The 23680-nt window shown below is 63.2% G+C and carries 21 protein-coding genes and 1 pseudogene; 14 read left to right on the top strand and 8 right to left on the bottom strand.

Annotated features, from left to right (window positions below; all coding sequences use genetic code 11):
• Positions 1-104: 104 nt before the first annotated feature.
• Positions 105-833 (top strand): class I SAM-dependent methyltransferase, encoded by a 729-nt coding sequence (locus AB0B61_RS39920; RefSeq protein ID WP_358443659.1) that lies wholly within the window; start codon positions 105-107, stop codon positions 831-833.
• On the opposite strand, the gene AB0B61_RS39915 is transcribed toward AB0B61_RS39920, so the two are convergent.
• Entirely contained in the window at positions 830-1498 is a 669-nt protein-coding gene (locus tag AB0B61_RS39915) for an HIT family protein (protein WP_358443656.1), read from the bottom strand. The two genes, AB0B61_RS39920 and AB0B61_RS39915, sit on opposite strands and share 4 nt — an antisense overlap.
• A 335-nt stretch (positions 1499-1833) precedes the next feature.
• Here AB0B61_RS39915 and AB0B61_RS39910 point away from each other — a divergent pair, with 335 nt between their 5' ends.
• The 3 genes from AB0B61_RS39910 to AB0B61_RS39900 all read left to right on the top strand — a co-directional run bounded on the left by AB0B61_RS39910 (position 1834) and on the right by AB0B61_RS39900 (position 4065).
• A complete protein-coding gene (locus AB0B61_RS39910; RefSeq protein WP_358443654.1) occupies positions 1834-2109 on the top strand; it encodes a S4 domain-containing protein in 276 nt (91 codons plus the stop codon).
• A 63-nt stretch (positions 2110-2172) separates the two neighbouring features.
• Positions 2173-2619, top strand: a complete 447-nt coding sequence (locus AB0B61_RS39905) for a nitroreductase family deazaflavin-dependent oxidoreductase (RefSeq protein ID WP_358443652.1) — start codon at positions 2173-2175, stop codon at positions 2617-2619.
• 204 nt (positions 2620-2823) lie between these two features.
• A complete protein-coding gene (locus tag AB0B61_RS39900; RefSeq protein WP_358443650.1) occupies positions 2824-4065 on the top strand; it encodes an HNH endonuclease in 1242 nt (413 codons plus the stop codon).
• A 444-nt stretch (positions 4066-4509) separates the two neighbouring features.
• Here AB0B61_RS39900 and AB0B61_RS39895 read toward each other — a convergent pair whose 3' ends face one another.
• A complete protein-coding gene (locus AB0B61_RS39895) occupies positions 4510-5193 on the bottom strand; it encodes an ATP-binding protein (RefSeq protein ID WP_358443647.1) in 684 nt (227 codons plus the stop codon).
• A gap of 184 nt (positions 5194-5377) precedes the next feature.
• Here AB0B61_RS39895 and AB0B61_RS39890 point away from each other — a divergent pair, with 184 nt between their 5' ends.
• The gene (locus tag AB0B61_RS39890; protein ID WP_358443644.1) at positions 5378-6211 is read left to right on the top strand and encodes a helix-turn-helix transcriptional regulator; all 834 of its coding nucleotides are present in this window, start codon (positions 5378-5380) and stop codon (positions 6209-6211) included.
• On the top strand, positions 6199-6405 hold the full coding sequence (locus AB0B61_RS39885) for a DUF397 domain-containing protein (RefSeq protein ID WP_358443642.1): 207 nt from the start codon (positions 6199-6201) through the stop codon (positions 6403-6405). The genes AB0B61_RS39890 and AB0B61_RS39885 overlap by 13 nt, the downstream gene beginning before the upstream one ends.
• Positions 6406-6540: 135 nt before the next feature.
• Here AB0B61_RS39885 and AB0B61_RS39880 read toward each other — a convergent pair whose 3' ends face one another.
• Positions 6541-6984 carry a hypothetical protein gene (locus tag AB0B61_RS39880; RefSeq protein WP_358443639.1) on the bottom strand — a complete coding sequence of 148 codons (444 nt, stop codon included), beginning with the start codon at positions 6982-6984 and terminating at the stop codon, positions 6541-6543.
• Between the two features lie 123 nt (positions 6985-7107).
• On the opposite strand from AB0B61_RS39880, the gene AB0B61_RS39875 reads away from it, so the two are divergent.
• Positions 7108-7785, top strand: coding sequence for a PASTA domain-containing protein (locus tag AB0B61_RS39875; protein ID WP_358443636.1), 678 nt, complete (start codon positions 7108-7110; stop codon positions 7783-7785).
• A 110-nt stretch (positions 7786-7895) separates the two neighbouring features.
• On the opposite strand, the pseudogene AB0B61_RS39870 reads toward AB0B61_RS39875, so the two are convergent.
• Positions 7896-8084 (bottom strand): annotated as a pseudogene (locus AB0B61_RS39870) (hypothetical protein); the annotation flags it as partial.
• Between the two features lie 267 nt (positions 8085-8351).
• Between AB0B61_RS39870 and AB0B61_RS39865 the strand changes: the two are divergent.
• The 3 genes from AB0B61_RS39865 to AB0B61_RS39855 all read left to right on the top strand — a co-directional run bounded on the left by AB0B61_RS39865 (position 8352) and on the right by AB0B61_RS39855 (position 11250).
• Positions 8352-8660, top strand: a complete 309-nt coding sequence (locus AB0B61_RS39865) for a hypothetical protein (protein WP_358181541.1) — start codon at positions 8352-8354, stop codon at positions 8658-8660.
• Between the two features lie 41 nt (positions 8661-8701).
• On the top strand, positions 8702-10702 hold the full coding sequence (locus AB0B61_RS39860; RefSeq protein ID WP_358443633.1) for a hypothetical protein: 2001 nt from the start codon (positions 8702-8704) through the stop codon (positions 10700-10702).
• 278 nt (positions 10703-10980) lie between these two features.
• The gene (locus AB0B61_RS39855) at positions 10981-11250 is read left to right on the top strand and encodes a hypothetical protein (RefSeq protein ID WP_358443630.1); all 270 of its coding nucleotides are present in this window, start codon (positions 10981-10983) and stop codon (positions 11248-11250) included.
• 187 nt (positions 11251-11437) lie between these two features.
• Here AB0B61_RS39855 and AB0B61_RS39850 read toward each other — a convergent pair whose 3' ends face one another.
• Positions 11438-11731 carry a hypothetical protein gene (locus AB0B61_RS39850; RefSeq protein ID WP_358443627.1) on the bottom strand — a complete coding sequence of 98 codons (294 nt, stop codon included), beginning with the start codon at positions 11729-11731 and terminating at the stop codon, positions 11438-11440.
• Between the two features lie 4 nt (positions 11732-11735).
• Positions 11736-11945, bottom strand: a complete 210-nt coding sequence (locus tag AB0B61_RS39845) for a hypothetical protein (protein WP_358181550.1) — start codon at positions 11943-11945, stop codon at positions 11736-11738.
• 96 nt (positions 11946-12041) lie between these two features.
• Between AB0B61_RS39845 and AB0B61_RS39840 the strand changes: the two genes are divergently transcribed.
• On the top strand, positions 12042-12317 hold the full coding sequence (locus AB0B61_RS39840) for a winged helix-turn-helix domain-containing protein (protein WP_358443624.1): 276 nt from the start codon (positions 12042-12044) through the stop codon (positions 12315-12317).
• Between the two features lie 667 nt (positions 12318-12984).
• Here the strand turns inward: AB0B61_RS39840 and AB0B61_RS39835 are convergent.
• Complete coding sequence (locus tag AB0B61_RS39835) at positions 12985-14223, bottom strand: helix-turn-helix domain-containing protein (RefSeq protein WP_358443621.1); 1239 nt, start codon at positions 14221-14223, stop codon at positions 12985-12987.
• A gap of 179 nt (positions 14224-14402) precedes the next feature.
• Positions 14403-14609 (bottom strand): hypothetical protein, encoded by a 207-nt coding sequence (locus AB0B61_RS39830; protein ID WP_358443618.1) that lies wholly within the window; start codon positions 14607-14609, stop codon positions 14403-14405.
• A gap of 350 nt (positions 14610-14959) precedes the next feature.
• On the opposite strand from AB0B61_RS39830, the gene AB0B61_RS39825 reads away from it, so the two are divergent.
• The 3 genes from AB0B61_RS39825 to AB0B61_RS39815 are packed head-to-tail and all read left to right on the top strand — an operon-like array spanning position 14960 to position 23677.
• Positions 14960-15961 carry a serine/threonine-protein kinase gene (locus AB0B61_RS39825; protein WP_358443616.1) on the top strand — a complete coding sequence of 334 codons (1002 nt, stop codon included), beginning with the start codon at positions 14960-14962 and terminating at the stop codon, positions 15959-15961.
• A gap of 10 nt (positions 15962-15971) precedes the next feature.
• Positions 15972-18716, top strand: a complete 2745-nt coding sequence (locus tag AB0B61_RS39820) for a helicase-related protein (protein WP_358443613.1) — start codon at positions 15972-15974, stop codon at positions 18714-18716.
• Positions 18716-23677: a class I SAM-dependent DNA methyltransferase gene (locus AB0B61_RS39815; protein WP_358443611.1), complete on the top strand. Its 4962-nt coding sequence runs from the start codon at positions 18716-18718 to the stop codon at positions 23675-23677. The genes AB0B61_RS39820 and AB0B61_RS39815 overlap by 1 nt, the downstream gene beginning before the upstream one ends.
• Positions 23678-23680: the final 3 nt, after the last annotated feature.

The following is a 23680-nucleotide window of genomic DNA, read 5'->3' as shown; positions in this document are numbered from 1 at the left end:
GCACATTCAGTCCTGAGTGTAGCAACCGACCGGTATGTGTAAAGCGGAACAGAAAATCAACCCCCAGCCTCGCTTGACCTTGGCCCGCCTTGATATGGTCAGCTATGGCCTACCTGATCAAGGACCAAGCGGCAGGCATTCAGGGCATCGACGACCTCATCGCATCGAATAGGACACCAGTCTCATCGATCGACGATGTCGACCAGTTGCAACTGTGGAATGGGCATCATCGTAAATACTGGAACAACGATGAACGAATGAGCCCAACTCCGCTCGCCCGCCTCCTCGCCGACAGCATTGGCCGCGGCCAGCGGATTCTCGAGCTGGGGTGTGGCAGCGGGAGAGATGCCGTCTTCCTGCAGGAACAGGGACACACGGTCACGGCGACAGACTTCTCAGAGTTCGCCATCGATGAGAACATACGCTTTCAGGGAGAGTCCGGAGTCAGCTTTTTCGTCCAAGACCTGCAAGCGCCCCTGGCTTTTCCGGACAGCGCTTTTGACGCGGTCTACGCACGACTTTCCTTGCATTACTTCTCTGACACGGTCACCCGGGACATCTTCCGCGAGATACACCGTGTGCTACGCCCGGACGGAAGAATTCTGTTCACCTGCAGGTCTACCGACGACCCGCTCTACGGCGAAGGCGATGAGCTCGGCCCTGACCTCTTTCGAAGCGAGGGCCAGGTCAGGCATTTCTTCAGCGAAGAATACACCCGGCGCGTCTTGGCCGAGGAGAGCTTCACGATTGACAGCCTTATGCTACGCGACGAGCTCATCTACAATCATCGCGCCAGCGTCGTGCAAGGCTTCGCACACCGCTCGCAAGGCTAAGAACGTAGTTTTTTCCGGGCATTGAGCAATTGGTCCCGGACCGAGAGGGTATCGGCCCAACGAACGGAATCACGCCAGTTCCATACAGCCTTGGACCCGGCCACTTGGGAGACCAAACGTCGGAGGTATTGCGTGACGCAGGCGGGGGCGTGCGCTCCATAAGCCGGACCCGCGTCCCGGCCGAACATGAGGTAGGCACGGCCGGCCAGGCTTTCGAGCGCGTCCTCATATGAAGTGAACGACTCGACATTCGGGTAGTCGTGAGCGACGAGTGGGAAGATGTCGACGCCTCCCGGGACCAAGTGCAGGTGGGCGTGGTCGATGCACGCTCCCGCATGCCGCGCGAAACTCTCCGCGCCATGCTCGAAGTAGGTGATCGGACCGTACACATCCCTGAGTTTCGATTCAGCGTCACGCTTGACCACTTGGAGTTCGTCGCGTTCGGCTTTCGAGAGGCCCGCAAGTGAGGGCACATGGCGATCGGTGATGATGAGCACGTGACCTTCCGCGAGCGGCGCGGTGTCGAGAACGACTGAGAACGATTCGCTTCGGAAGATGACCTCATCGCCATTTTCAGCGTGAAACAAATGCTCCCAAACGGGCGATCGCCCCTCCGCCGACAGGACGCAGAAAGGGCAATCGAGAGTCCTGTTATAGATGACCATGTGACACCACCCTAAATGAGGATATCGGCCGTCCGACTTCGATCTTCACTTGTCGATAGTTACTCTGATACGGGGCGATGCGATCTCAGGAATAGTACTCGGATTGCCACCTTGAGATGGCTCGGGGGCTATATTTATCACTTCCCCGGCAGCTGAATTGCGACGGCGCACATGATGGCAACGCCGTCGGACGGCGATGGCCTGATGTCGGCCAAGGCCGCTATCAGGCCGTCCACAAGGATAAATAAGGGGCCACAGCACTTCGGGTAAGCATTCACGTCGTCCGCACGGGGCAGGGCCGAAGCGTTCTCATGTGGTAAGACCGTGAGCTGGGCGTGTGTGATCCGCAGCCTGCCTGGAGGGGCAGGGCGCGCATCACTCTTTCGATCGCGTCCAACGCCTGCCGGGGCGGACACATCCGGGTCAACGGAGTACGGGTCAAACCCTCACGCGCCGTCCGGGTCGGTGACGAGGTCCGACTGCGGCACGAGGGCCACGAACGGATAGTGGCCGTCTCCCGGATCATCACCGAGCGCGTCGGCGCCACTGCGGCCCGCCCCGGAAGGCTGCCGGCGCCGTCACCGCAAGCGACCGAGACCAGGCATGGATGAAACCCGCACGGTGCGGGCGTTGAACCCGTCGCACACGAGTCGGCCGACCTAGGGACGGATGACATGCCTCTTGAAGGTGAGTACGAACCCAGCACCGCGCAGTGGGTGCGTGAGCAAGTGGAGCTGTACGAGAGCTCCGGCGGTACCAAGGGCACGACCTTGATGGACACGGGATTGCCCGTCGTTGTGCTGACCAACCTGGGTGCCCAGAGCGGCAAGATCCGCAAGACACCACTGATGCGTGTCGAACATGAAGGCCGATACGCCGTGGTCGCCTCGCAGGGCGGCGCTCCCAAGCACCCCGTCTGGTACTTCAACCTCAAGGCCGAGCCCCGTGTGGAGCTTCAGGACGGCCCGGTCAAGCAGGACATGAGGGCCCGTGAAGTGACTGGCACGGAGAGGGCCGAGTGGTGGCAGCGTGCGGTGGCGGCGTATCCGCCGTATGCCGACTACCAGGAGAAGACGGATCGGGAGATCCCGGTGTTCGTGCTGGAGCCGGTCGAAGTCTGACCGCCGGGAAAGCCTGCCCCACTGGACGCCTGCCACCGCGTCCACCAGCAGCTGTGAGTCCCGCCGCGCTCGCCCTCGCGGCGGGACTCCTGCCTGCCTCTTGCGGCGGGCTCTCACGGGCGACGCCACATTGGTGATCGCGCTGTTCGGCGCCCTTTGATTAACTGGGTACAAGCCTGGACCGGCTAATTGACGCTGCGTCCGGTGGCACGCCAGTCCAGCCCGTGCTCGAGGGCCAGAGGGAGGCCCAGCATCCACGCGGCTGTCGGTCCCCGGACATATCGTGATCCAATGGCTTTATCCGATCTCGATCGCGCGATGGTCCTGGCGGCTATCGAGGAGTACGACCAGCTGAGTCGCGACGCCTTCCTGGAGCTGTACGGCTACCGAGGAGCACGCGAGTACTTCATCATCCGCAACGGCCGCCGCTACGACTCCAAGGCCATCGCCGGCGTGGCACACCGCGGTGTCGACGGGCATCCGCTTCGCGCTTCGGAGTTCTCCGGAGGGGCCGCAACGGTCGGCAGGGTCCTTGGCCACCTCGGGTTCCTCGTCACTTCGCGCGAAGACGCGTCGCCTGCTGCGGCATTCCTCGAAATGATCAGAAATCTCGACACCGCAGTCTCGAACGGCCGCCCCAAACGGCACCAGCCGCTCACCTTGCTGTGGGCCCTCGGCCGCGCCGCACACCGAGCGGCACGCCTTGTTCCTTGGGATGCCACACGGGCCGAGATCAGCGCACTCATCAGAGAGTTCGGCCTGCCGGGCGACCGGCCCACTCCTGAATACCCGGTCTTGAAGCTCACGGACTTCGGGCTATGGACGCTGCCCGACCACCCGGAACCGCCTCGCCCCAGCGGCAGCCCACCTCTGGGGTGGATGAGCCAAAACCAGCCGGTCTCTGGACTACGCGAGTGGGTGTACGACCTGGTGACGGAGGACCAGGCGGTACGGTCTCAAGCGAGCGCGTACCTCTTGAGCACGTACTTCCCAGACGTGGATCAGAACGCGCTGCTCGTACGCGTCGGTCTGAGCGACCTCGACAATAAGCCGCTCCCGCCGCACGACGATGTCCGTACACCGGAACGCCGCCCGACCACGGTCAAGCGGATCGTCCGGGACAGTGCGCTCTCACTGCTGATTAAGACTCTGCACGATCACACCTGCCAGATGTGCGGAGTCCGGCTGCTGCTCCCTAACGGCCCGTACGCCGAGGGTGCGCATATCCGGCCGCTCGGCAGCCCGCATGACGGGTACGACGTGACAGGCAATCTCCTCTGTCTCTGCCCCAACCACCACGTGCTCTTCGATCAGGGCGCAATCATCGTCAAGGACGACCTCACGGTGATCAACCGGATCACCGGCGAGTCGCGGGGGTTCTTGCGCACCGTTCCCGGTCACGACGTCGATCCGCGGTATCTGACGTACCACCGCAATTTGTACTGACTCATAACGCGTGCTCAGCCTGCGATCGAAACTGTCGGATCTCTCAGCGATGATCCCCCTGCGACGAACTCAACAGTCGCGGCCGAGGTGAGACACGAACATAAGCTGGCCTCGCCCGAGAGGATCAACGCCCACATGCGTTCGGCCACCTGGCGGCGCCACGGGCCGGCGTATGACTCACGAGGAGACGATCCTTGGTCCTTACGACGGATTCGATAGTTGCCGCCGCAAGCCAGGAGCTCGTAAACGACGGTGCTGCATGAGCAGGTGTATTCGAGGATCCGGCAGCGGGACGGGTTGTCCGTGGTCCACTCCAGAAGGGTCTTCGGACCGCCTGTCCGGTGGGGTGGGTGCGGAGTAAGTCCAGGGCACGGCCATGCCTTCGTCACCAGACCTGTGGGTGGGGCCAAGACGCCAGCCGCTCGCTTCGCGTCCGTCATGGCCTCAATGCACCTCATCCAGCGCTCCAGGCTGCTGCCTGATCTTCAGCCGGGCCCAGACGATCTTCCCGCCCGTGCTCAGCCATCGATAGCCCCACTCCGCGGCTGTCTTGTCGACCACCTGCAGCCCTCGTCCGCCCACCTCCGAGGCGCTGGGATGGCCGATTCGCGGCGGCTTAAGGCTGGGATCCCACACCTCTATGACCACGTCATCGGCTGTGCGGTGGAGGGCGATCCACACGTGTCGATCACATCCGGCGAGTATCCCGAGCATCTCGATTTCTGCTTCACGAGCTACTTCGCTTAGCTCGACCGCTTTTATGCCATTGGTCATCAGCTCACTGCCGATGAGCCTGGCATCGTCGATCAGCTCCTCGCACCCCCACCTCTCCAGCACCAGCGCGACATATCTGCGCGCGATCGACACAGATACCGGAAAAGCTGGCAGCTCAATGCAGTCGTGTAGATTTGCCCCCTTCTTTGCTTCCCCGTTCTTATCGTGCCCTCGAAGACGGCCGCCTGAATCCGCGCTCGCTGAGGCCAGCGACGACTGCATGTCACGTTCATGGCCCGCACCGCCTTCCGCCTGCCGATCAGGCTCCGGATGTACGAGCCGGGCGACTTCTCTACGAGCCGAGTAATACGCGTCCATCTCGCCGACCACCTCCGCATGGGACTGGAAATCCATTCAGCGCACGCGACGGAAGCCCCGTCTTTCGTTGCTGCGTGGACCCAAGCATGAGCAATATCAGCGAACAGCAGAGCCTCCACCTCACGAAACTGGACGACAAAAGGAGGCGCAAAGCCTGTATTATCTGTCACGCACCTGTCGTTCTATTACTGCAGCCCGGGATATTCCATGGGCGACTGGCATGATGATCGGGGGCAGGGTGGATACCGACAACAGCGATCAGGTCTCCCCGCGGGCGCGCTTCGCCTCCGACCTGGAGCGCTTCCGGAAGAAAGCGAAGCTGTCTCAAATATCACTAAGCGTCCGGATGCGATGTCATACCTCTCTCATCAGCCATGTCGAACGAGGGCGCCGGACGCCGACACTGGAGTTCGCCGAAGCGGCCGATCAGGCTCTCGACCTTGACGGGCATTTCGCAAAGCTATATAGGCAAATAACCCATTCACCCGCCCTCGGTTGGTTTGCACGCTGGGTGGAGGAGATAGAGCCGCAGGCGGTCATCCTTCAGTCGTGGGATCCGCTCCTGGTACCCGGACTACTCCAGACCCCGGAGTACGCCCGAGCGATCTTCTCCACGACGTCCCCTCCCGACCGGGCGGAGGAACGGGTTCAGGCTCGTACGCGACGCATGCAGATCTTCGACAGTCCCACCCCGCCGGTCTTCCTGGCATTGATCGAAGACAGCGTGCTGCATCGTCCGATCGGAGGGCCAGAGATCCTCTTGAACCAGCTTCGCCACTTGCAAGAGCTCTCCCGGCATCCACGAATCACTGTCCAGCTAGTGCCTACCGCTGCTGGTTGCGTATCTGGCACGATGAGCGCGTTCGCGCTGGCGCGTCTACGCGACGGCTCTGAGGTTGTCTCAGCCGACTCGGTCCTGTCTGGCCAAGTCACTGGCGATCACGATGCAGTCGCGCAACTCAAGGTGAGATATGACAACATCAGAGCGGACGCACTCCCACATACAGTGTCGCAACAGGCCATAGAGGATGCGATAAAGAAATGGGCGAACTGAACCTTGACAAGGCGGAGTGGCGCAAGTCGACTGCCAGCGGCGACAACGGCCAATGCGTTGAAGTGGCAACCAATCTGCCCAACGTAGTAGCGGTGCGCGACAGCAAGAACCCCACCGGGCCTTCCTTGATCTTCACGCGCGATGAGTGGGCGGCGTTCCTGCATGGAGCGGTCGAGGGCGAGTTCAACGTCTGACCCTTAGGAAGCTCTCGGCGCCATCCCCTGTCAGTGCCGGCACCGGCTGGATGGACGATCTGGAGCGCGACGGCCGCATCAGCAACAGGCCGTCGCGCTCCTTACGCGTACGTCAGGCACCTTGCGTCGGACTGCTCATTTGTCTGGTGGGTAGCCGTCAGGTTGGCACTTGAACATCTCGGCGAACCGCCGCTGGGCGATTTGCATGAGCTGAATGAGGTCGTGGTCCTGGTCTCGTGCGGGGTTCCGTTTGACGGTGATTGCGATGAGCGAGTTTTTGGATCCACAGCGAAACCAGGCTTCCACCGTCCGGTACGGATTGAGCCGGACCTCGAAGTCAGCGATCAATCCCTTGCCCAGTTCTCTGGGCAGTTCGGCCGGATTGCTCTTCTGCGCCCAGTCGAGGTATTGCTCGATGGTCCTCCGGGAGCGTGAGACGTCGTAACTTGTGAAGAAGAGGCTCTGCTTTTCATTCGAGATGCCGCAGTCATACCCGACAGGATCGCGTTTGGCCTCACCCGCCTTGTAGGGACCGGTGTGGTCCGTCAGATCGGCCGATGAGCGGTGGCGTAAACCCACGCGGGCACCAGAGCGTCAGATGGGGCGACTAGAGATCGCTGTCGTTGCTCATCGCTGAAGTGACGCAAGCATCACGATGGCAGGTCAGAGGGCCGTTCCACACCCAGCACGGGAGCGCACTATATGGCAGGTAACTCGAAGGCCGCCGGATGCCTCACACTCTTTGCGATCCTGGCCGTCGTGGGCGGTTGCATGCGGCTGTTCGGCTACGAAACCGAATCCGAAAAAGCTGCAGCCATAGCCGAGACCGCGCGAGCAGCCGGCCTGCCGGATCTGGTCGGCAAGTCCCTCACCGAGGCTCAGAACACCGCCCGGACGATGGACATCCGCTTGGACGACGAGGGCATCGGCATGATCAGCTCCTGTCACGACAAGACCGACTGCATCATATTCCGGATGTCTCCCAAACCGGGCGCCGTGGTGGAAAAGTTCGGAGAAGCGTCGGTCACGTGGGCGACCAGCGAGGAGCGAACCTGGTACAACAAGCATCGAAAGATGCCGAAAGTGGTGGGCTGGTCAGAGGAGAAGGCGGAGCGCTTCTTCGAGCCCGTTGAAGCAGCAGTCGACGATACGGCCACACGGGAGAGCCGAAAGGTGCCCGCCGGGAAGCATTTGGTGCTAGCGCAGTCCCCGAAAGCCGGAAAGCCGTTGAAACTGGGTCAGAAGATCAAGCTCGTGATCGGCTACAACTACGAGTCGTCCACCAGCACTGGGGACATGAGATACGGCAACACGGATATTGACGTACACGTCGGCGACGGAGGCGAATCGCGATTCTGCAGCCGACGCTGGTGGTGCTAACGGGCCGCTCTCCGTCGTCGGGCAGCGCCCACGATCAGCACCGTAGCCTGCGCGCCCCACAGTGACGATGCCGCCGGAGCAACTGACCGCTAGGAGATGTGGAAGGGTTAACCAGAGCTGGTGTCGCGGAGTGGACCGTATGCCTTGAGCAGTTTCTTGAGCTCGAGCTTGGTAGCGCTGAACGGGACAGGGCGGTTGCCTTGTCCCTGAAAGTGGCCGAGGGCTTACAGGAGGGGCGGCTTGTGTGGTGCGCGCTCGCCACCTCTGGTCCAACACCGTGCCGGCTCTCCGGAGTGCATCGACTGGCTCGACCAGTCGGTCATGCTCCGCCGCGGCAACGGGGGACCGGACTGGCAACCGCTGGCCAACTTCACCCTGTACGTCGCCCATACTCCGCTGGCGATGGAGAACTACCTCAAGGCCCGAGTTGCGGAAGAGGGGGCAGCCAGTCGAATCGAGCGTGCCACCAATGCCGCTTCAGTAGTTCCACTCGACGAAGCTCCGAGCGTCCCTTATCGTCACATTGATCCCACAGATAGTCGTCCACAGAGATCCAGGGTTTCCGGATGATGGCGACACAGGAACAGATCAGCGCCGCTCGGCGCACGATCGAGCAGTTACGCGACCAGCATGCCAATGACCTGCGTAAGCTCATCGGTCTGCTCCAAAGCGGCGCGATGAAGGGCAAGGCAGCGGACAAGCTTGTCGAGGACTGCCAAGCCTGGGAGGCCGCCTACAAAGGCGTCTTTCACCGGGCACTCGCATTGCTCGAATCCACACCCGTGACCCCCGGCTCCGCCGAGTCGCCCACCGACCTCCTAGGACGCGGGCGGGGACAACTTCCCTTTCGCACCGATCCCGGGGCGCCTCGCTGATGAGCCCGCATCCGACACGCATCGGTATAGACCCGGCGCTGATGAATCAGCTGATCAACGAGATTCGGCGACTAAAGCAGTCGTGGCCTGAGATCGACAACCAGATCGGCAGCGCCTTGCGCGCAGCCGACACGAGCATGTACGGACCAGGCATGTTAAGGGACATCAGCTTCCAGATCGGTGAGCGAATTCCCGATTTACAGCGACGCCTGGACCTCATCATCGCGACCCAGAAGATCGGACTCGACAAGGGTGTGGTTTGGGCGGATGAGTCGCTCTGGGTGTCGATCTCACCCACCAGCGGTGCGGCAGCGGCTAAGCAGGTAGCCGACGAGTTGCGCGCCGCGCGACAAAACTTCCCCTTCCTACAGCGGCCTCTCAGCGCCAGGACGCTCGATGCGCTGGAGAAGCATCAGCATGATCCGTACTTTGCCATCGCGTTCGCTAAAGAGATGCCACCTGAGGAGCTCAAAGAGCTCCTCAGAGACCTCGATCAGTCTCAAGCAACCATGCTCATCGGCAAGGATGACAAAGGGCCTGAGTCTGACGCACAGCGACTTCTGAGCACTCTCGGAACCATACTAGGAACGGCGTCGCGCGGAGTCGGCGACATGAGGTTGCCAAAGGGCTACGGCGACCAGTTGATCAGCAACAAGGATGTTCGAGACAGCTCCACCGTGAACGAACTGCTGAGACACGGCACCTTCGATGACGCATTTCTGCGCGACCTGGCGAACAAGGTATATGACAACACGCAGAAGAGCCCTGGTGATCGAGGAGACATAATAGGGTTTGGCTCAGGCCTGGCAGCGGCTCTGGCCAACAATCCTAGGGTTGCGCAAGATTTCTTCGCCGACCAAGCGCGAAAACCGCTCGCTTTCTTGATGCGGAACAACCGTTGGGATGACGGCGGCCGAGAGATGGGACGAGCAATCGAAGCCGCCACTACCACGTATCAGGACCATGCTGAACCTCCGGAAAGTTCTCGAGGGTACAAGTCAGCCTTGATCGCCTCATGGGCAGTGCACTTCTGGGCCGACAACAAAGCTCAGTGGGCGCTTCCAAAGACGCAACTCAGCGCAGCACGCGTCCTGTCCGCCTACATCAGCGACGTTAATCGAATCCCCGGAAGCAGCCCCAAAGAAACCATGGGCGTTACACCCCTGGCTGACTCGGATCCAAATCTGCCGGGCCAGCAGCCGTACGGCGCCCAGTTCGAACGCAAGGCTCTCCAAGATATGATGACGTGGGCATTTGGTGACCCCCAGGCGCTCAAGACGGTCACCGAAGCTCACGGCAGATACAGCCTGAAGGTTGTAGACACACAAGCAAACCAAATTGAAGAGGCAAGCACCAAAGCATTCAAAGAGTGGCAGAGAAGCCATCCGAACGCCACCAAGTCCGAGCTTGTCGAAGAGTGGCAGAAAACTCTCGAAGCGGGCATGGTCAGCGCCACAGCCGAAGAATTCAAGGCCAAGGTTTTCAATCTGAGCAGGTCCCTCTACCTCGTAGTAGACGCAGGCAACCTTTCCGACATTAATAAGGCAGATCGGAAGGACGAATCCTACGAGGCGTTTAGTGACGCGATCATAAATACGACAAAGATGGTCCTCACGCCCGCCGGAGACGAAGTCGTTGCGGGATACGAGGGCATGCAGGACAGCCTTGATGACGCCTTCAAGTTCGAGGAAGGCAAGAAAGCACGAGCCCAAGCCGGATCTACACTGATCGAAAGTCAGAACTTGTTCAAAGATCTTGTCGCGGGCGCAATGCTACGACACGGGCTGTTCGGCGAGGGTTCAACCCCGGGCGGCACACACCCGCACGCCTTCCGCAACTACGCCAAAGATTCACCGGGAGACTTCCTCAGCAAGGACGGACAGCTCAAGCCGCGGAGCACCATGGACGCCACAGAGGATTTCGCATATACAGAATGGCTAGGGCAATCGAAAGCGTCGCGGATCTTCAACGGCATCGATTCCTCGGTCCGAAGCGGATTCACTCCCCCAGGGTCGCCACCAGATCCGAAGGCGGACGAATGAGCAGTCGCGTCTTGCTGTCAGCCGCTCTCGCCGCTCTCCTGCTCACGGCTGGCTGCTCATCCCCTCCCGTACAACAGGATCGGCGTCCGTTGGGCAACGTAACCGCCGAGCCTCGTGAATGTGGCCTCATCTCCCGCGATGCCATTGCTCGCGCCACAGGCTTACATGACTTCTATGCGGATGGCACGGACTCGATAGCGCACTTCGCGTACTGCCAAGTGACGAGAGCGCCGGACGCTTCAGAGCCCGCATGGATGTTGATAGAGCTGCGAGCTCCGATGGCTACGTCCATCCAGAGCCTCGAAGCCACCAAGGCAAGCGACAAGGGAGTGTCTCTGCCGAACGGCCTCGGGCCTGGGTTCAGCGCCTTGATCAAGGATGAGGAGGGGACCCCGGTGGGCGCCTACGCGCTTGCCTGGGTGCCTGATGGATCCAAACTGCTTTCCGTCAAGATCGCACGAGGCGCGCCTGGTCGGGACATTCGCGCCGACGCCGTCGAGTTCGCCAAGCAACTCAAGCCCTTCCTCCTCTCCTCCTCGTCAGGCTGACTCCCAGCAGTCTGAGTGCCGCATCTTCCGCTGACCGCGCGCAAACGTGGGGTGAGACATTCGTCGACCTGCACCGCGCTGGCAACGGGCTGTTTCATCGTCGCTTCTGCACCGACCAGGCCGCGCCTGAGGAGATCGCCCGGTAGGTGATGGACGCCATGCTCGAAGAGCAGGTGCCGCTGCTGGGTCACTGCGCTTGACCAGTCAAGATCTGCACCCACAGATCCCTGGCATCTCGGGCCGACAGCCAGGCACTCTCCACGGCTTCTGATGGGCCCTCGCCGGAGATGCGCCGGACGAACCAGAGCCCGCCCGACGTACACAGCTCGAAGATCAGGCGCTGACAGCTGCACGTGTGCTCGCGCACCCGTATCCGATTCGCCCGTGGCCGGCTCTGCTCCCAGCCCACCGGCTCGGCCTGCACATGCGGAGCTGCTATGTGCAACCCGTGGTAGTCGGCCAGGAGCGTCCAGGTGACCACGACATCACCGCCCGGCGCACTGGTCGTGGAGCAGCGCCACAAACGTCGCCGCATCATCGGCGCTCACCGTCTGGTGAAGGCCCGCATCGATCTGCGCGTTGCGGAGCCGGACACCGCGCCTGGTGGCATAGAACACGCCCGCGTCACTGCTGAAGAGCGACCAGGCCGGAAACGCCGCGCGAAGTACGTCGAGGTCATAGGTGCGCATCGCCATGGCTTCACTCTAACCAGCCCTGTACAAGCCTGTCCATGCCATGACAAGACATGGGTTGGAACGAGGTGTATGTGCAGGTATTCCTATGGTTAGAGAGTGATTGAGTTCGAGCCCGATCGCTTCAGGTGGGAGCAGATCGCCGACACCCTCCGCCGGCGAATCAGCGACGGCACCTACCGGCCCAAGCACCTACTGTCGGAAGTGCAACTCATGCAGGAGTTCGGCGTGGCCCGCGGCACTCTCCGCAAGGCCATGCAGCGATTGCGCGACGAGAAACTCATCTACACGATCCCCAACCTGGGCAGCTTCGTCGGCCAGCGCAGCGAACCAAGTAACGAGAATCCCACGGCCGGCCAGCCTTCCGCCGAGTAGCCTCCAAGGCGTGACCCGGCGGATGAACTTCTACGTCAACCCCGTAGGGTCACCCCCACCGAACAGCCACGTGCCCTTGAGTCGTCACTCACGTCCTAGCCCTGCTCGCCGGGCACACCAACCAAATCGTCACCCTGGACACCCAGGACCGCGCTCCCTACGCGCCACCGGGGCAAGATCGACACCCGATCCGCTATCTGACCGGTGCTGGGCTCGACATCACCGGTGCTCGCTGGGCCTGGCCGGAGCCCAAGCCGTCCTGAAACCTCGCGCTCTGATCGCTAATGGCGATCTCGCCGTCTACTGGCGCTATCACCTCACCCAAGGAGCGCCACGCGGACCGTGATAGTCGAATTGCGGGGGCAGGCAGCTCATGATCTCACCGCCATCCGAGTCTGATCCTTGAGCAACGACACGAAGGTCTTCGCGTCGTCCGCACTCACGGTCTGCCGCAGGCCCTTGTCGATATCGGCATCCCTGAGGCGGACACCGCGCAGGGTCGCGGTAGAACACGCCCGCGTCGCTACAGAACAGCGACCAGGCCGGGAACGCCGCACGAAGAACATCAAGGTCGTAGGGCTCGTGTGAAGCCTCTTCAGGCGACATGCGACGACCGTAGAAGCCGTAGCGTAAGCGAAGGGACACACTCTGTATCCCTTCGCTCCTGTCAGATCATCAGGCCGATATGGTCCGCGAGTTCCCGTGCCTGCGGCCGCAGCATGGCCGGCCCCGTCTCGCACAAGTCGAGGGTCATGCGGCGCGCGTAGCCGTTGTAGCGGATGGTCTCCGGTGCGGCTTGGTGCGCGAGCTGCAGCGTACCGAGGACCGCCGCGTGGTCTCGCTGCAGCAAGTGGGCGCGGGCCACCTCGATCAGATGCCGGCCGCGTCGCGGACGAGACGGAATAGGTACGGATTCGGCGTGGTCGCTCTGCCGCGCCGACTCCCCACCCTGATGGAGCTCAACCGCGATGGTGACGGCGTGCGGACGCATGATCACCCGCGAGAACGAGGTCCACGGCTGGTAATAATCGTCAGGAAGCCGATCCGCGACCCGGGCCGCCTCATCCCAATGCCGCCACGCATCACCGATGTCGCCGGTACGCGCCGCGGTGAACGCCAGCTCGAACAACAACGCCCCCCACATGGCGAGCAGGTCCGTGTCCGGGTCGTCCATGTGCGACTCGATGGCCGCCATTCCCTGCCTGTTGATCTCATGCGCGGCGTCGAAGTCGGCGGCCTCCCGATGCACCTGAACGAGGAACCACACCGCACACGACAACGCCAGCGGATCCTCTGACTCCCGCGCGGCGGCCAGTGCCCGGTCGGCCACCCGCCACAGCAGGTCCGGCGCCGGCTGGTAAGCGACGAACATCTGAGTCAGACCATAGGTCTCCGCGAGCAGCGCCTGGGCAGTGCGCCGGTGCTCGCCTCGGTACATCCAGGCGGCCAGCTGGGCATCGCGAATCAGGTCGGGCAGCAGATCACCGAGGGCAGTACGGTGATCGGGAGAGGCATGCCTGATCCGCCACGCCGCATCGAGTCGTGCCCGAAGGCTGGTGAGCGGCTGCACGGTGCCGCGCGGCTGGATCGGTACGGCGTTGATGGCCCCTCGGACAGCGTTCAGCGCCGGATGGCCGGAACCGGTGAACATCCGCACAGGTATGGACTGGTCCCCAGTGAGCTCGCTTAGGTCGCGAACGCACAAGGCCTCAGCGAGTTGCAGCAGGATCGGCAGCCTGGGATTCTGCTGACGGCGGCCGTGCTCGACGGCCTTCAGCCAACTCTCGGACTTGCCGACCAGGCCGGCGAGGACTTCACGGGTCATGCCGCGACGCTCACGCAGGTATTGAATGCGCTGGCCGATAGTGCGTATCGGTGCACTGGAGCCGTTGGGGTCGTCGTCCACAGCCTGCCTCCCGAAAGATGACATCCTCAGGCTACGATGCGCCTTCCTTTGCCTGCCAGCGAACGACTGACGTGCATGTCCCGGAACAGAGCAACAGGGGACCGGACAAGATCGATGATCGATGTCTACCTTCAGTTGATGTTCGACGGTTTGACATCGGCTGATGCTTTACACCGTGCCTAGATCTCGTAGTCGATGTGGCCGCTGGCTCGCAGCCAGTTGACCTCCTTGACGATGATGCGGGGGTGCACCGACAACAGCTCACCCTCGAATAGCACCCGTAGCTGGGCGTTCTCCAGGACGACGGTGACGGCCTTGCCCCGGTACACCTGGCCGACCTGGACCTTGCAGTCGGTGATTTTGAGGCTGCCGTTGCTGGACACCACTCGCTTCACCTGCGGAAAGGCCTCAGGGGCGACCGGGGCTTGCCCGCCAAGCAGACGCCGTGCAGCCAGCCACGCTGGGCCGGAGCCAGCGGGCTCGCTTTGGTACGCACCAGCGTGGCGGCCTGGCGGAGGTCGCGTACGGCAGCCAAGCGGCAACCGAGAGGGCCTTGCGCGAGCGGCCTCGACCGAGACCACGTACTCGTTCATGAATCCGATTCACAGCTAATTATGTATAGACTCGTGAAATCAGATCGGTTACCGTGATCTGCGTGGCTGCTGTGACAGGGGGCGGCTGCCTATCCTGAGCATGTAGTGACAGGCCGATCTCTTCATTGACAAGGTAGGTAGGCGTGGATCCCTTGGACCGCTCCGATCCCAAGCGGGTCGGTGTCATCACCCTGCTTGGAAGGCTAGGGTTTGGCGGGATGGGACGCGTCTTCTATGGCGTCACCGAAAACAGCGAGGCCGTGGCGGTCAAGGTCATCCGCGAGGATCTGGTGACCAGGACCGAGGTCCGCGCCCGCTTCGCCCGTGAGACAGATGCGCTGCGCACGGTCCAGGGTCCACATATCGCCGCGCTGGTGGACGCTTCGGACGCGGATGAGGAACAACCGTGGCTCGCGGTCGAGTTCATTCGCGGCTTAACGTTGAAAGAGTTCGTTGAGAGCCGTGGCCCCCTTGAGGACACCGACGCTGCAGCATTGGGCGTCACGCTGGCGGGGGCGCTCAAGGACATCCACACCGCGGGGCTCCTCCACCGCGACCTCAAGCCGGCCAACGTCCTGCTCGGCCGGGACGGACCCAAGGTTATCGACCTGGGCCTCGTCGCATTCGCCGAAGGCCCCACAGACCTAACCACGACTGAGTCCACGATCGGCACGCCCGCGTGCATGTCGCCCGAACAGGCCAATACCCCGAAGCAGCTCACTGCAGCCGCCGATGTCTACTCTCTCGGCGCGACCCTGCTGTTCGCCATGACCAAGCACTACCCCTACAGCGGCAAGACGGTCGCGGCAATGTTCATGAACATCATGAGCGCCGACATACTGCCGGATCTCGATGGCCTGTCTGACACCGCCAAGCCACTGATCGAGAAGATGCTCGCGCATGATCCGGGCGCTCGGCCGACCGTCTCGCAGACGCACGACTGGCTGAAGGAGCTCTGCGGCCCGGCTGCACTGAAGCGGCTGGTCGAAGCGACCTACGTCGAACGGGATACCGACCCCGAAGAGGTAAGTCCACCGCCGAGGCCGCCCAGGAAAGACTTGTCCGAAGTTGTGATACCAGGCTCGGTCGTCGCCAGGCTGGCAGATCGCCTGCGCGCCGCCTACTCCGCCAACGCCATCCTCTAGGAGCAACCCAGTGACCGAGACCTCCTACCCGCCCGGCGCTCGGATCGAAGTCCGGGACGCCGAGTGGATCGTCCGTACCTGCGCGAAGACCGCGCATGACGGATACAGGATCACGGCGGTCGGCGCGTCGGAGTTCGTCAGAGACGAGGACGCGGTCTTCTTTACCGAGATCGAAGAGATCAGCCTGCTCAGGCCTGAGGAGACCGTCCTGGAGCAGGATGAGACCTCCCGTTTCGCCAAGAGCCGCCTGTTCTTGGAGGCCATACTCAGGAGAACGCCTCTCCCGCAGACGGAGAAGGGCCTGGCGCTAGGTGACCGGTTCCTACTCGACCCACTGCCCTACCAGCAGCGTCCTGCCGAGTTGGCCCTCAAGGGGCTGCGCCCGCGCATTCTGATCGCCGACGTGGTGGGCCTGGGCAAGACCCTGGAGATCGGCTTGGTTTTGGCCGAGCTGATTAAGCGTGGGCGCGGCGAGCGCATCCTGGTCGTCACTCCGCAGCAGGTTCTGGAGCAGTTCCAGCATGAGCTGTGGACTCGCTTCGCCATCCCGCTGATCCGCCTGGACTCGGTCGGCGTCGAGCGCATCCAGCGGGACATCCCCGCCGGGCGCAACCCGTTCACGTACTACAAGCGGATCATCGTCTCCATCGACACGCTGAAGAACGCGGGAAAGTACGGCCAGCACCTGGAGAAGCTGCACTGGGATGCGGTTGTCATCGACGAGTCGCACAACCTGATGGGCGAGACCACCGCCCGCAACAAGCTGGCCAAGCTGCTGGCCCGCCAGACCGACGCGCTGCTGCTGGCCAGCGCTACTCCGCACAACGGCAACAGCGAGTCCTTCGCCGAGCTGATCCGCATGCTCGACCCCGCGGCGATCGCTGACGACAGCAAGTACTCGGCCAGCGACATCGACCACCTCTATATCCGCCGCACCAAGATCAGCCCCGAAGTACGCGACCAGATGGGCGGCAAGTGGCCTGATCGCGGGCCTTCCGTCCCTGTCAGGTGTGCGGCTGGCGCACCCGAAGAGAAGGTCTTCGAAGAGCTCACCCAGGTCTGGCTCGCGGGCGACCAGCGCATCGGCGGCCCTGTCGTCTCCGCCAAAAACCGGCTTTTCCCCTACACGCTGCTCAAGGCCTTTCTGTCCAGCCCGAAGGCACTCGCAAAGACGGTAGCCAACCGGCTGAAGAACGCCACGGAGGCCCGGGAGATCGACGCGCTGAAGACTCTTCAGTACCTGACCACGCAGATCGACGAACCCGCCAAGCTCATCGCACTCATCGACGAACTCCAGAGCATCGACCTCAAGAAGAACCGTGTCGTCGTCTTCTCCGAGAGCGTCGAGACCGTCAAGTGGCTGGCCGCCGTCCTCCCCGAACGCCTCGGCCTGAAGCCGGACGCCGTCGACATGATGCTCGGCAACGGCATGTCCGACCAACAGCAGCAGGACATCATCGAGCGTTTCGGCCTGGCCGAGAGCCCGGTCCGCCTGCTCGTCACCACCGATGTCACCAGCGAGGGCGTCAACCTGCACCGGCAGTGCCACCAGCTGATCCATTTCGACGTCCCGTGGAGCCTGATCCGAATCGAGCAGCGAAACGGCCGTATCGACCGCTACGGCCAAGAGGATCAGCCGCAGTTCAAGGCGCTCATCCTCACCTCCGACGTCGAGGGCGCCAAAGACGACCGGACCGTCGCCGAGAAACTCCTGGGCAAGGAAGCCACCGCACACCGCACCCTCGGCACCGCCGAGGCGGTCACCGGTGAATATCGTGCCGAGCGCGAGGAACGCCGCCTCATCCAGGACCTCCTCGAAGGCAGGACCGTCGAGGAGTCCATCGAGGACCGCCCGATCGATGACTTCCTCGCCGACCTGCTCGGCTCGGTCGGCGCCGAGCCCGCCAACCCGGACCCGCTGAAGGCCGACGTCCCCAAGCTGTTCGACACCTCCGAGACCTTCGTCAAGGAGGCCATCGCCACCCTTGGCCTGCTCAAGGACCTGGAGGACGACGGCGAGCTGATGGCGTTCACCCCGCCGCCGGATCTGGTCCACCGGCTGTCGGCCCTGCCCACCGATTACCTGCGCACCCACGATGTCCGCAAGCGGATGAAGGTCACCTTCGACCGCGCGCTCGCGCAGCGCAAACTCACCGAGGCCCGGCGTACCAAAACCATGTGGCCCGAGATCGCCTACCTGTCCGACCTGCACCCGCTGGTCGACTGGATCACCGACAAGGTACTGGTACGACTCGGCCGCCAGAAGGCTCCTGTTATCACCGCGCAGGTAGACGAGCCAACCTTCCTCATCCAGGGCATCTACTCCAACACTCTCGGCCAGCCGACCGTCGTCGAGTGGATGGCAGTCAGCGGCGAAGGGGTGCTCCCGGACCCGATGACCGACATCCTCGCCCAAGCCGACGTAGGGCCGCGCATGACCAACACCGGCCGCCCCATCGACCTCCAGCCCCTCCAGGCCCGCCTCCCGCAGGCGGTCGCCACCGCCCGCGACCATCTGGAAGCCCGCAGGGCCGACTACGACGCGGCGGTCGTCGCCCCGCTCGACGACTACCGCGATCACCTCGACACCTGGCAGCAGCTCACCCTCGACGGCGTGCACGTCTCCCAGCGCACACGTAAGGAGCAGAGCGTCCGCGACACCGTCGAACGGCAGCAGCGCCTGCTCGACTCCATGCAGACCACCGGCGAACCGCTGCTGCGGGTCCTCGCCGTCCTCGTTCCTCAGGATGTGTGATGAGACTCGACTCGCTGGTCAACCGTGGCGATTACTTCTCGGCCCACTACCTGGCCGAGGTGCTGCCCAAGGACCTGAAGAAGAAGGACGGCCTGCTCGCCCGCTGGACCGACCAGGAGAAGGACGGCCGAACCACACCACGCAAGGGACTGCGCGCACTCGGCAAGCCGTACTTCACCGACCGGCCCTTCTTCGCCGACATGGACGTCCGGCTTCGCGAGGACGAGATCTCCGAGGAGTTGCCGCAGTGGCACAAGCAGCTCGGCGAGCTGCACATCCAGGTGCTCAAGGCACTCGGCTACAAGGCACAGCCGCGTGAAATCACCGTCGAGCGGGCAGGCAAGGACTACCCGGTCCAGGTCGCCTACGCCGACGAGCACCTGGTCGCGATCGAGTGTCGCTGGGCCGCCGAGGTCGACGCCGGTCTCGACGGGCGGCTCCTGCACCCCGTCCAGCTCGACGGCCGCGAGCAGATCGTGGACGGCACCAAGCTGGCCTCCTGGCTGCTGGCCAGCGAGAATCCTCCCCGCTATGTCCTCATCCTGGCCGGCGGAGTGGTCATCCTCGCCGACCGGGCGACCTGGGGTGAAGGCCGCTACCTGGCAGCCTCCCTCGATGTCGCGCTGGGCCGCAACGACCCCGCCGAACTGGAGGTCATCGCCGCTCTCTTCGGCGCCGACTCACTGCTGCCTCCTGCCGAAGGTGGCTCCGAGCCCCTCGCCGACCTGCTGGCCAGCTCGCGAAACCACGCGGTCGGCGTATCCAAGGAACTGCGCGACGGGCTCAAGGAGTCGGTCGAACTCATCGCCAACGAGGTCCTCGCTCGCATCCGCGCCGCAGGGGTGAGGGCCGGCGACATCATGGAGCCCACCGCCCTGGCTCGCGAACTCGGCCGTGAGTCGCTGCGCTATCTGTACCGGATCCTCTTCCTGCTGTACGCCGAGGCCCGGCCCGAGCTGGGCATCCTGCCGACCGATGACGAGGACTACACCCGCGGCTACAGCCTGGCCCGCCTCGGCGACCTGGTCGTCCGCGACCTGACCGGCGAGGAGGCCAGGAACGGCTTCCACCTGTACGAGTCACTCGACCTGCTCTTCCGCATGGTCAACGTCGGTCACCGCCCTCGGACAAGCGACGAGGTATCCGAGGAGGAGGGGCTGCGGTTCGAGCCGCTGCGCTCCGAGCTGTTCGAGCCCAAGTCGATCGGGCTGATCCGCCGCGACCTGCCGATCGACGAGGACGACGCCCGCACGATCGACACCCGGCTGCGCAACGACACGCTCTACAAGGTGCTGCGCAAGCTCATGCTCACACGCGGTCGCCGCAAGGAGCGTGGCGGCTTCATTTCCTACGCGCAGCTCGGTATTAACCAGCTCGGGGCAGTGTACGAGGGCCTGATGTCCTACACCGGCTTCATCGCGACCCAGGACCTGTACGAGGTCGCCAAGGGCGGCGACCCTAAGGACGGCTCGTGGATGATCCCGGCGTCCAAGGTCGATGACTACCCGTCCGAGGTCTTCGTCCCACGGCTCGATGACGACGGCAACAAAACCGATGAGCACGTTCGCTACCCCGTCGGGTCATTCGTCTATCGCCTGGCTGGACGCGACCGGGAGACCAGCGCTTCCTACTACACGCCCGAATCGCTGACCCGCGTCACAGTGCAGCTCGCCCTTCAGCACCGGGTCACCGAGGACACCACTGCCCGCGACATCCTGTCGTGGAAGATCTGCGAGCCGGCTCTCGGCTCCGGGGCGTTCCTCAACGAGGCCATCAACCAGGTCGCCGACCTCTACCTGAAGCGCCGCCAGCAGGAGCGCGGCCTCTCCATCGACCCCGAGTCGTATGAGGAGGAACTGCAGAGGGTCAAGGCGTACGTCGCCCTGCACAACTCCTATGGCGTTGACCTCAACGAGACGGCGATCGAGCTGGCCGAGGTCTCCGTCTGGCTCAACGTCATGCACCCTGGCCTGCAGGCGCCCTGGTTCGGGCTTCACCTGCGACGGGGTAACTCCCTCATCGGGGCGGGGCGCCGGGTGTATGGTGCGGCACAGCTCACCAAGGGTGAGTGGCTCAAGACGGCTCCGGCCGACCTGCCCTTCTCCGCCGGGGCGGTCCCTGCCGGCCAGGTTCACCACTTCCTGCTGCCCGCCGAGGGCTGGGCGGCGGTCGCCGACGCGAAGGAGGCCAAGAACCTCGCGCCGGAGGAGGCGAAGCAGCTCAAGACCTGGCAGAAGAGGATTCGTGCCAAGGTCTCCGACAAGAAGTCCGCCGGTCGGCGCCACTCCCAGCTCCAGCGGCTCCAGGCACTGTCCGGCCGGGCCGAATACCTGTGGGACCTGGTCGTCCAGCGCCTCACCATCTCCGAGCGGGAGATCAGCCGCAAGATCGGTGTCTGGGGCGCCGACTGGATCTCCCAGCCAGCCGAGGCCGTTGGCAAGAAGAAGGTGTACGACGACCTGACCTCGCCCGGGACGCCCTACTGGCGACTCAAGAAGGTCATGGACGCTTGGTGTGCGCTGTGGTTCTGGCCGCTCGACCAGACCGGCCTTCTTGACGGCACCGACTCGGCCTATGCCCCCTCCACGACCGCTGAGCTGGAGTCAGTGGTTCTGGCCGAGTCACCTGTACGGCCTGAGCCGGAGGAGTCTCTCGGATTTGGGCAGGTGTACGTCACCGAGTCATTGTTCGAGGCCGGAGATAAGCAACTCGACCTTTCCGAGGCGAATTCGATCGTCGGAGGTGGCTCAAGGAGGACCGCCAAGCCGCGCTCACAACCTGACCCGGTGCGTAAGGTCATCCCGCTAGCGGACCTGAACGACTGGCTCGACTTCGCTGAGGCTGTGCTCGGCCGGGCGGACATTCCAGAGGATTCGCTGGTCGCGAGCTTCGCGTCACTGGCTGACCTGGAGACCTACGAGGACCAGCTCCCCGCATGGATGGGGATGGACTCGGCGTTCAAGTTGTCGGAGCGCTTCCCTTGGCTGGGCGTGGCCGAGGACATCGCAGAGGATCAGGGATTCTTCCACTGGGAGTTGCAGTTCGCGCAGATCTTCATCAGCGGCGGCTTCGACCTCCAGGTCGGCAACCCACCCTGGGTCCGGCCCCGCTGGGAGGAGGCTCCAATTCTCGCTGAGTTGGAGCCGTGGTTCATGTTGTCGGAGAAGCCGAGTGCCGACGAGTGGCGGCACCGTAAGCAACTAGCCTTGCGGAATGGGAATGAGTCTTACTTCACGGCCGAGCTGTCTACAAATGTGGGTACCGTCGAGTTTCTCGGCTCAGGCATTGCCTATCCCCTTCTCGTTGGCACCCAACCCGATCTGTACCGCGCGTTCATGTGCCGCGCGTGGAGCAATCTTGGTTCGGCCGGCACAGCAGGGCTCATACATCCCGACACACACTTCGGCGGCGTGAAGGAAGGGCGGCTCCGGGCGGCGGCTTATCGCCATTTGCGTTTCCATGCGCACTTCGCTAACACGCTTCGCCTCTTCGAGATCAAAGATACTCGCCAATTTGGCGTAAATATCTACGGCAGTTCGGGGCTGATAGCTTTTACTCATGTTAGCTGGATGCTGCATCCCGCTACCCTTGCGGAGTCGCTCCAGCATGATGGAGAAGGCGCGCCGCCTGGACTCAAGTATCGTGGCAAATGGGAGCTGCGTCCGCACGGGACTCGTTTGAATATAGTAGACGAAGAGTTGCTCACTGCGTGGCAAGCCCTTACGGGGTCCCATGAATCGCCATTGGACCAAACTCCGCTCCTGTATCCAGTGACCACTGCCGAAGGAGGCGCGATTGCGGCGCTAGCCAGCTATAAGAGACGTCTCGCCACATTCAGGCCGCAAATCAGTCGCGGGTATGACGAGGCGAACGCTAAGAAAGAGGGGCTGATTCGATGGAGGACTAGCAATCCGGAGTCCCTGAGCTTGGTCGTTCTTCAAGGGCCGCACGTTGCGCAGGCGACGCCATTCAACAAGCAGCCGAATATCCCCTGCAGGCACAATCAGGACTGGTCGCCCTGGAATCTCACGAACCTGCCGAGGGATGCTGTGCCGGTAACCAACTACGAGCTTGCCAACGATCTGGACACCTATCTGGCCGTCCAAGATCGCTGGGAGTCAAGCGGCGGGACCCGCCGCTACAGCGAGTTCTACAGGTTGGCCTGGCGGCGCATGATTGCTTTTGAGACCGAGCGGTCGTTGTTCGCGGCGCTGATCCCACCCGGCCCGGCGCACGTGCACACTGTGCACACGCTAGCGTTGGCCGACAACCGGGGAACCGCGCTGGCCGCCGGATTCTGGGCAGCCCTACCGCTCGACTACCTGCTGCGCATCACCGGGCGGTCGGACCTCCAGTATGCGGAGGCCAACGCCATGCCCGCCGCAGATCCCGACCACCCCCTAGCATCTGCGCTACTGCTGCGCATCCTCCGGCTCAACTGCCTGACCAACGCCTACGCGGGCCTCTGGAGCGAACTTTACGACCGGGACTGGCAGGAGGAGAGCTGGGCCATGGACTGGCCGGGAGTCCAGCCGCTCGGCGAGGTCACCCCCGGCTGGGAGTACGCCACTCCGCTCCGCACTGAACGGGAACGCCGCGCCGCCCTCGTCGAACTGGACGCCTTGGTTGCGCTCTGGCTTGGCATGACCGCGGAACAGCTCGTTGCGATCTACCGCTCCCGCTACCCAGTCCTATCCGACTACGAGGCGCAGACCTGGTTCGATGCCAACGGCCGGAAGCTCGCGGCCAACCACAACACTTACGGCCACGGCCAGACCAAGGCGGACTTCGAAGCCCTCATGGCGCACCTCGACCCCGAGATCAACGGACCGGTGCCAGACGGCTACGCCGCGCCCTTCTACAAGGCCGACCGTGAGGGTGAATACCGCCAGGCCCATGCGGTCTTCGCCGAACGCCTCCAGCAGGCGCGGGCAGTACAGGGCGAAGGCGGCGGATCGTGAAGG

It is taken from the genome of Nonomuraea sp. NPDC049158 (assembly GCF_040648335.1).
In the GTDB taxonomy this organism is placed as follows: Bacteria; Actinomycetota; Actinomycetes; order Streptosporangiales; family Streptosporangiaceae; genus Nonomuraea.
The sequence above is the reverse complement of the archived record's forward strand: the minus strand, read 5'-3'. Positions and strand labels throughout refer to the sequence as shown.

Coding starts and splice junctions, on each gene's coding strand:
- AB0B61_RS39905 (WP_358443652.1), top strand. CDS start 2,173: ATGCCTCTTGAAGGTGAGTACGAACCCAGCACCGCGCAGTGGGTGCGT.
- AB0B61_RS39865 (WP_358181541.1), top strand. CDS start 8,352: ATGATGGCGACACAGGAACAGATCAGCGCCGCTCGGCGCACGATCGAG.
- AB0B61_RS39860 (WP_358443633.1), top strand. CDS start 8,702: ATGAATCAGCTGATCAACGAGATTCGGCGACTAAAGCAGTCGTGGCCT.
- AB0B61_RS39875 (WP_358443636.1), top strand. CDS start 7,108: ATGGCAGGTAACTCGAAGGCCGCCGGATGCCTCACACTCTTTGCGATC.
- AB0B61_RS39890 (WP_358443644.1), top strand. CDS start 5,378: ATGATGATCGGGGGCAGGGTGGATACCGACAACAGCGATCAGGTCTCC.
- AB0B61_RS39815 (WP_358443611.1), top strand. CDS start 18,716: ATGAGACTCGACTCGCTGGTCAACCGTGGCGATTACTTCTCGGCCCAC.
- AB0B61_RS39920 (WP_358443659.1), top strand. CDS start 105: ATGGCCTACCTGATCAAGGACCAAGCGGCAGGCATTCAGGGCATCGAC.
- AB0B61_RS39915 (WP_358443656.1), bottom strand. CDS start 1,498: ATGGTCATCTATAACAGGACTCTCGATTGCCCTTTCTGCGTCCTGTCG.
- AB0B61_RS39845 (WP_358181550.1), bottom strand. CDS start 11,945: ATGGCGATGCGCACCTATGACCTCGACGTACTTCGCGCGGCGTTTCCG.
- AB0B61_RS39855 (WP_358443630.1), top strand. CDS start 10,981: ATGGCTACGTCCATCCAGAGCCTCGAAGCCACCAAGGCAAGCGACAAG.
- AB0B61_RS39895 (WP_358443647.1), bottom strand. CDS start 5,193: ATGGATTTCCAGTCCCATGCGGAGGTGGTCGGCGAGATGGACGCGTAT.
- AB0B61_RS39885 (WP_358443642.1), top strand. CDS start 6,199: ATGGGCGAACTGAACCTTGACAAGGCGGAGTGGCGCAAGTCGACTGCC.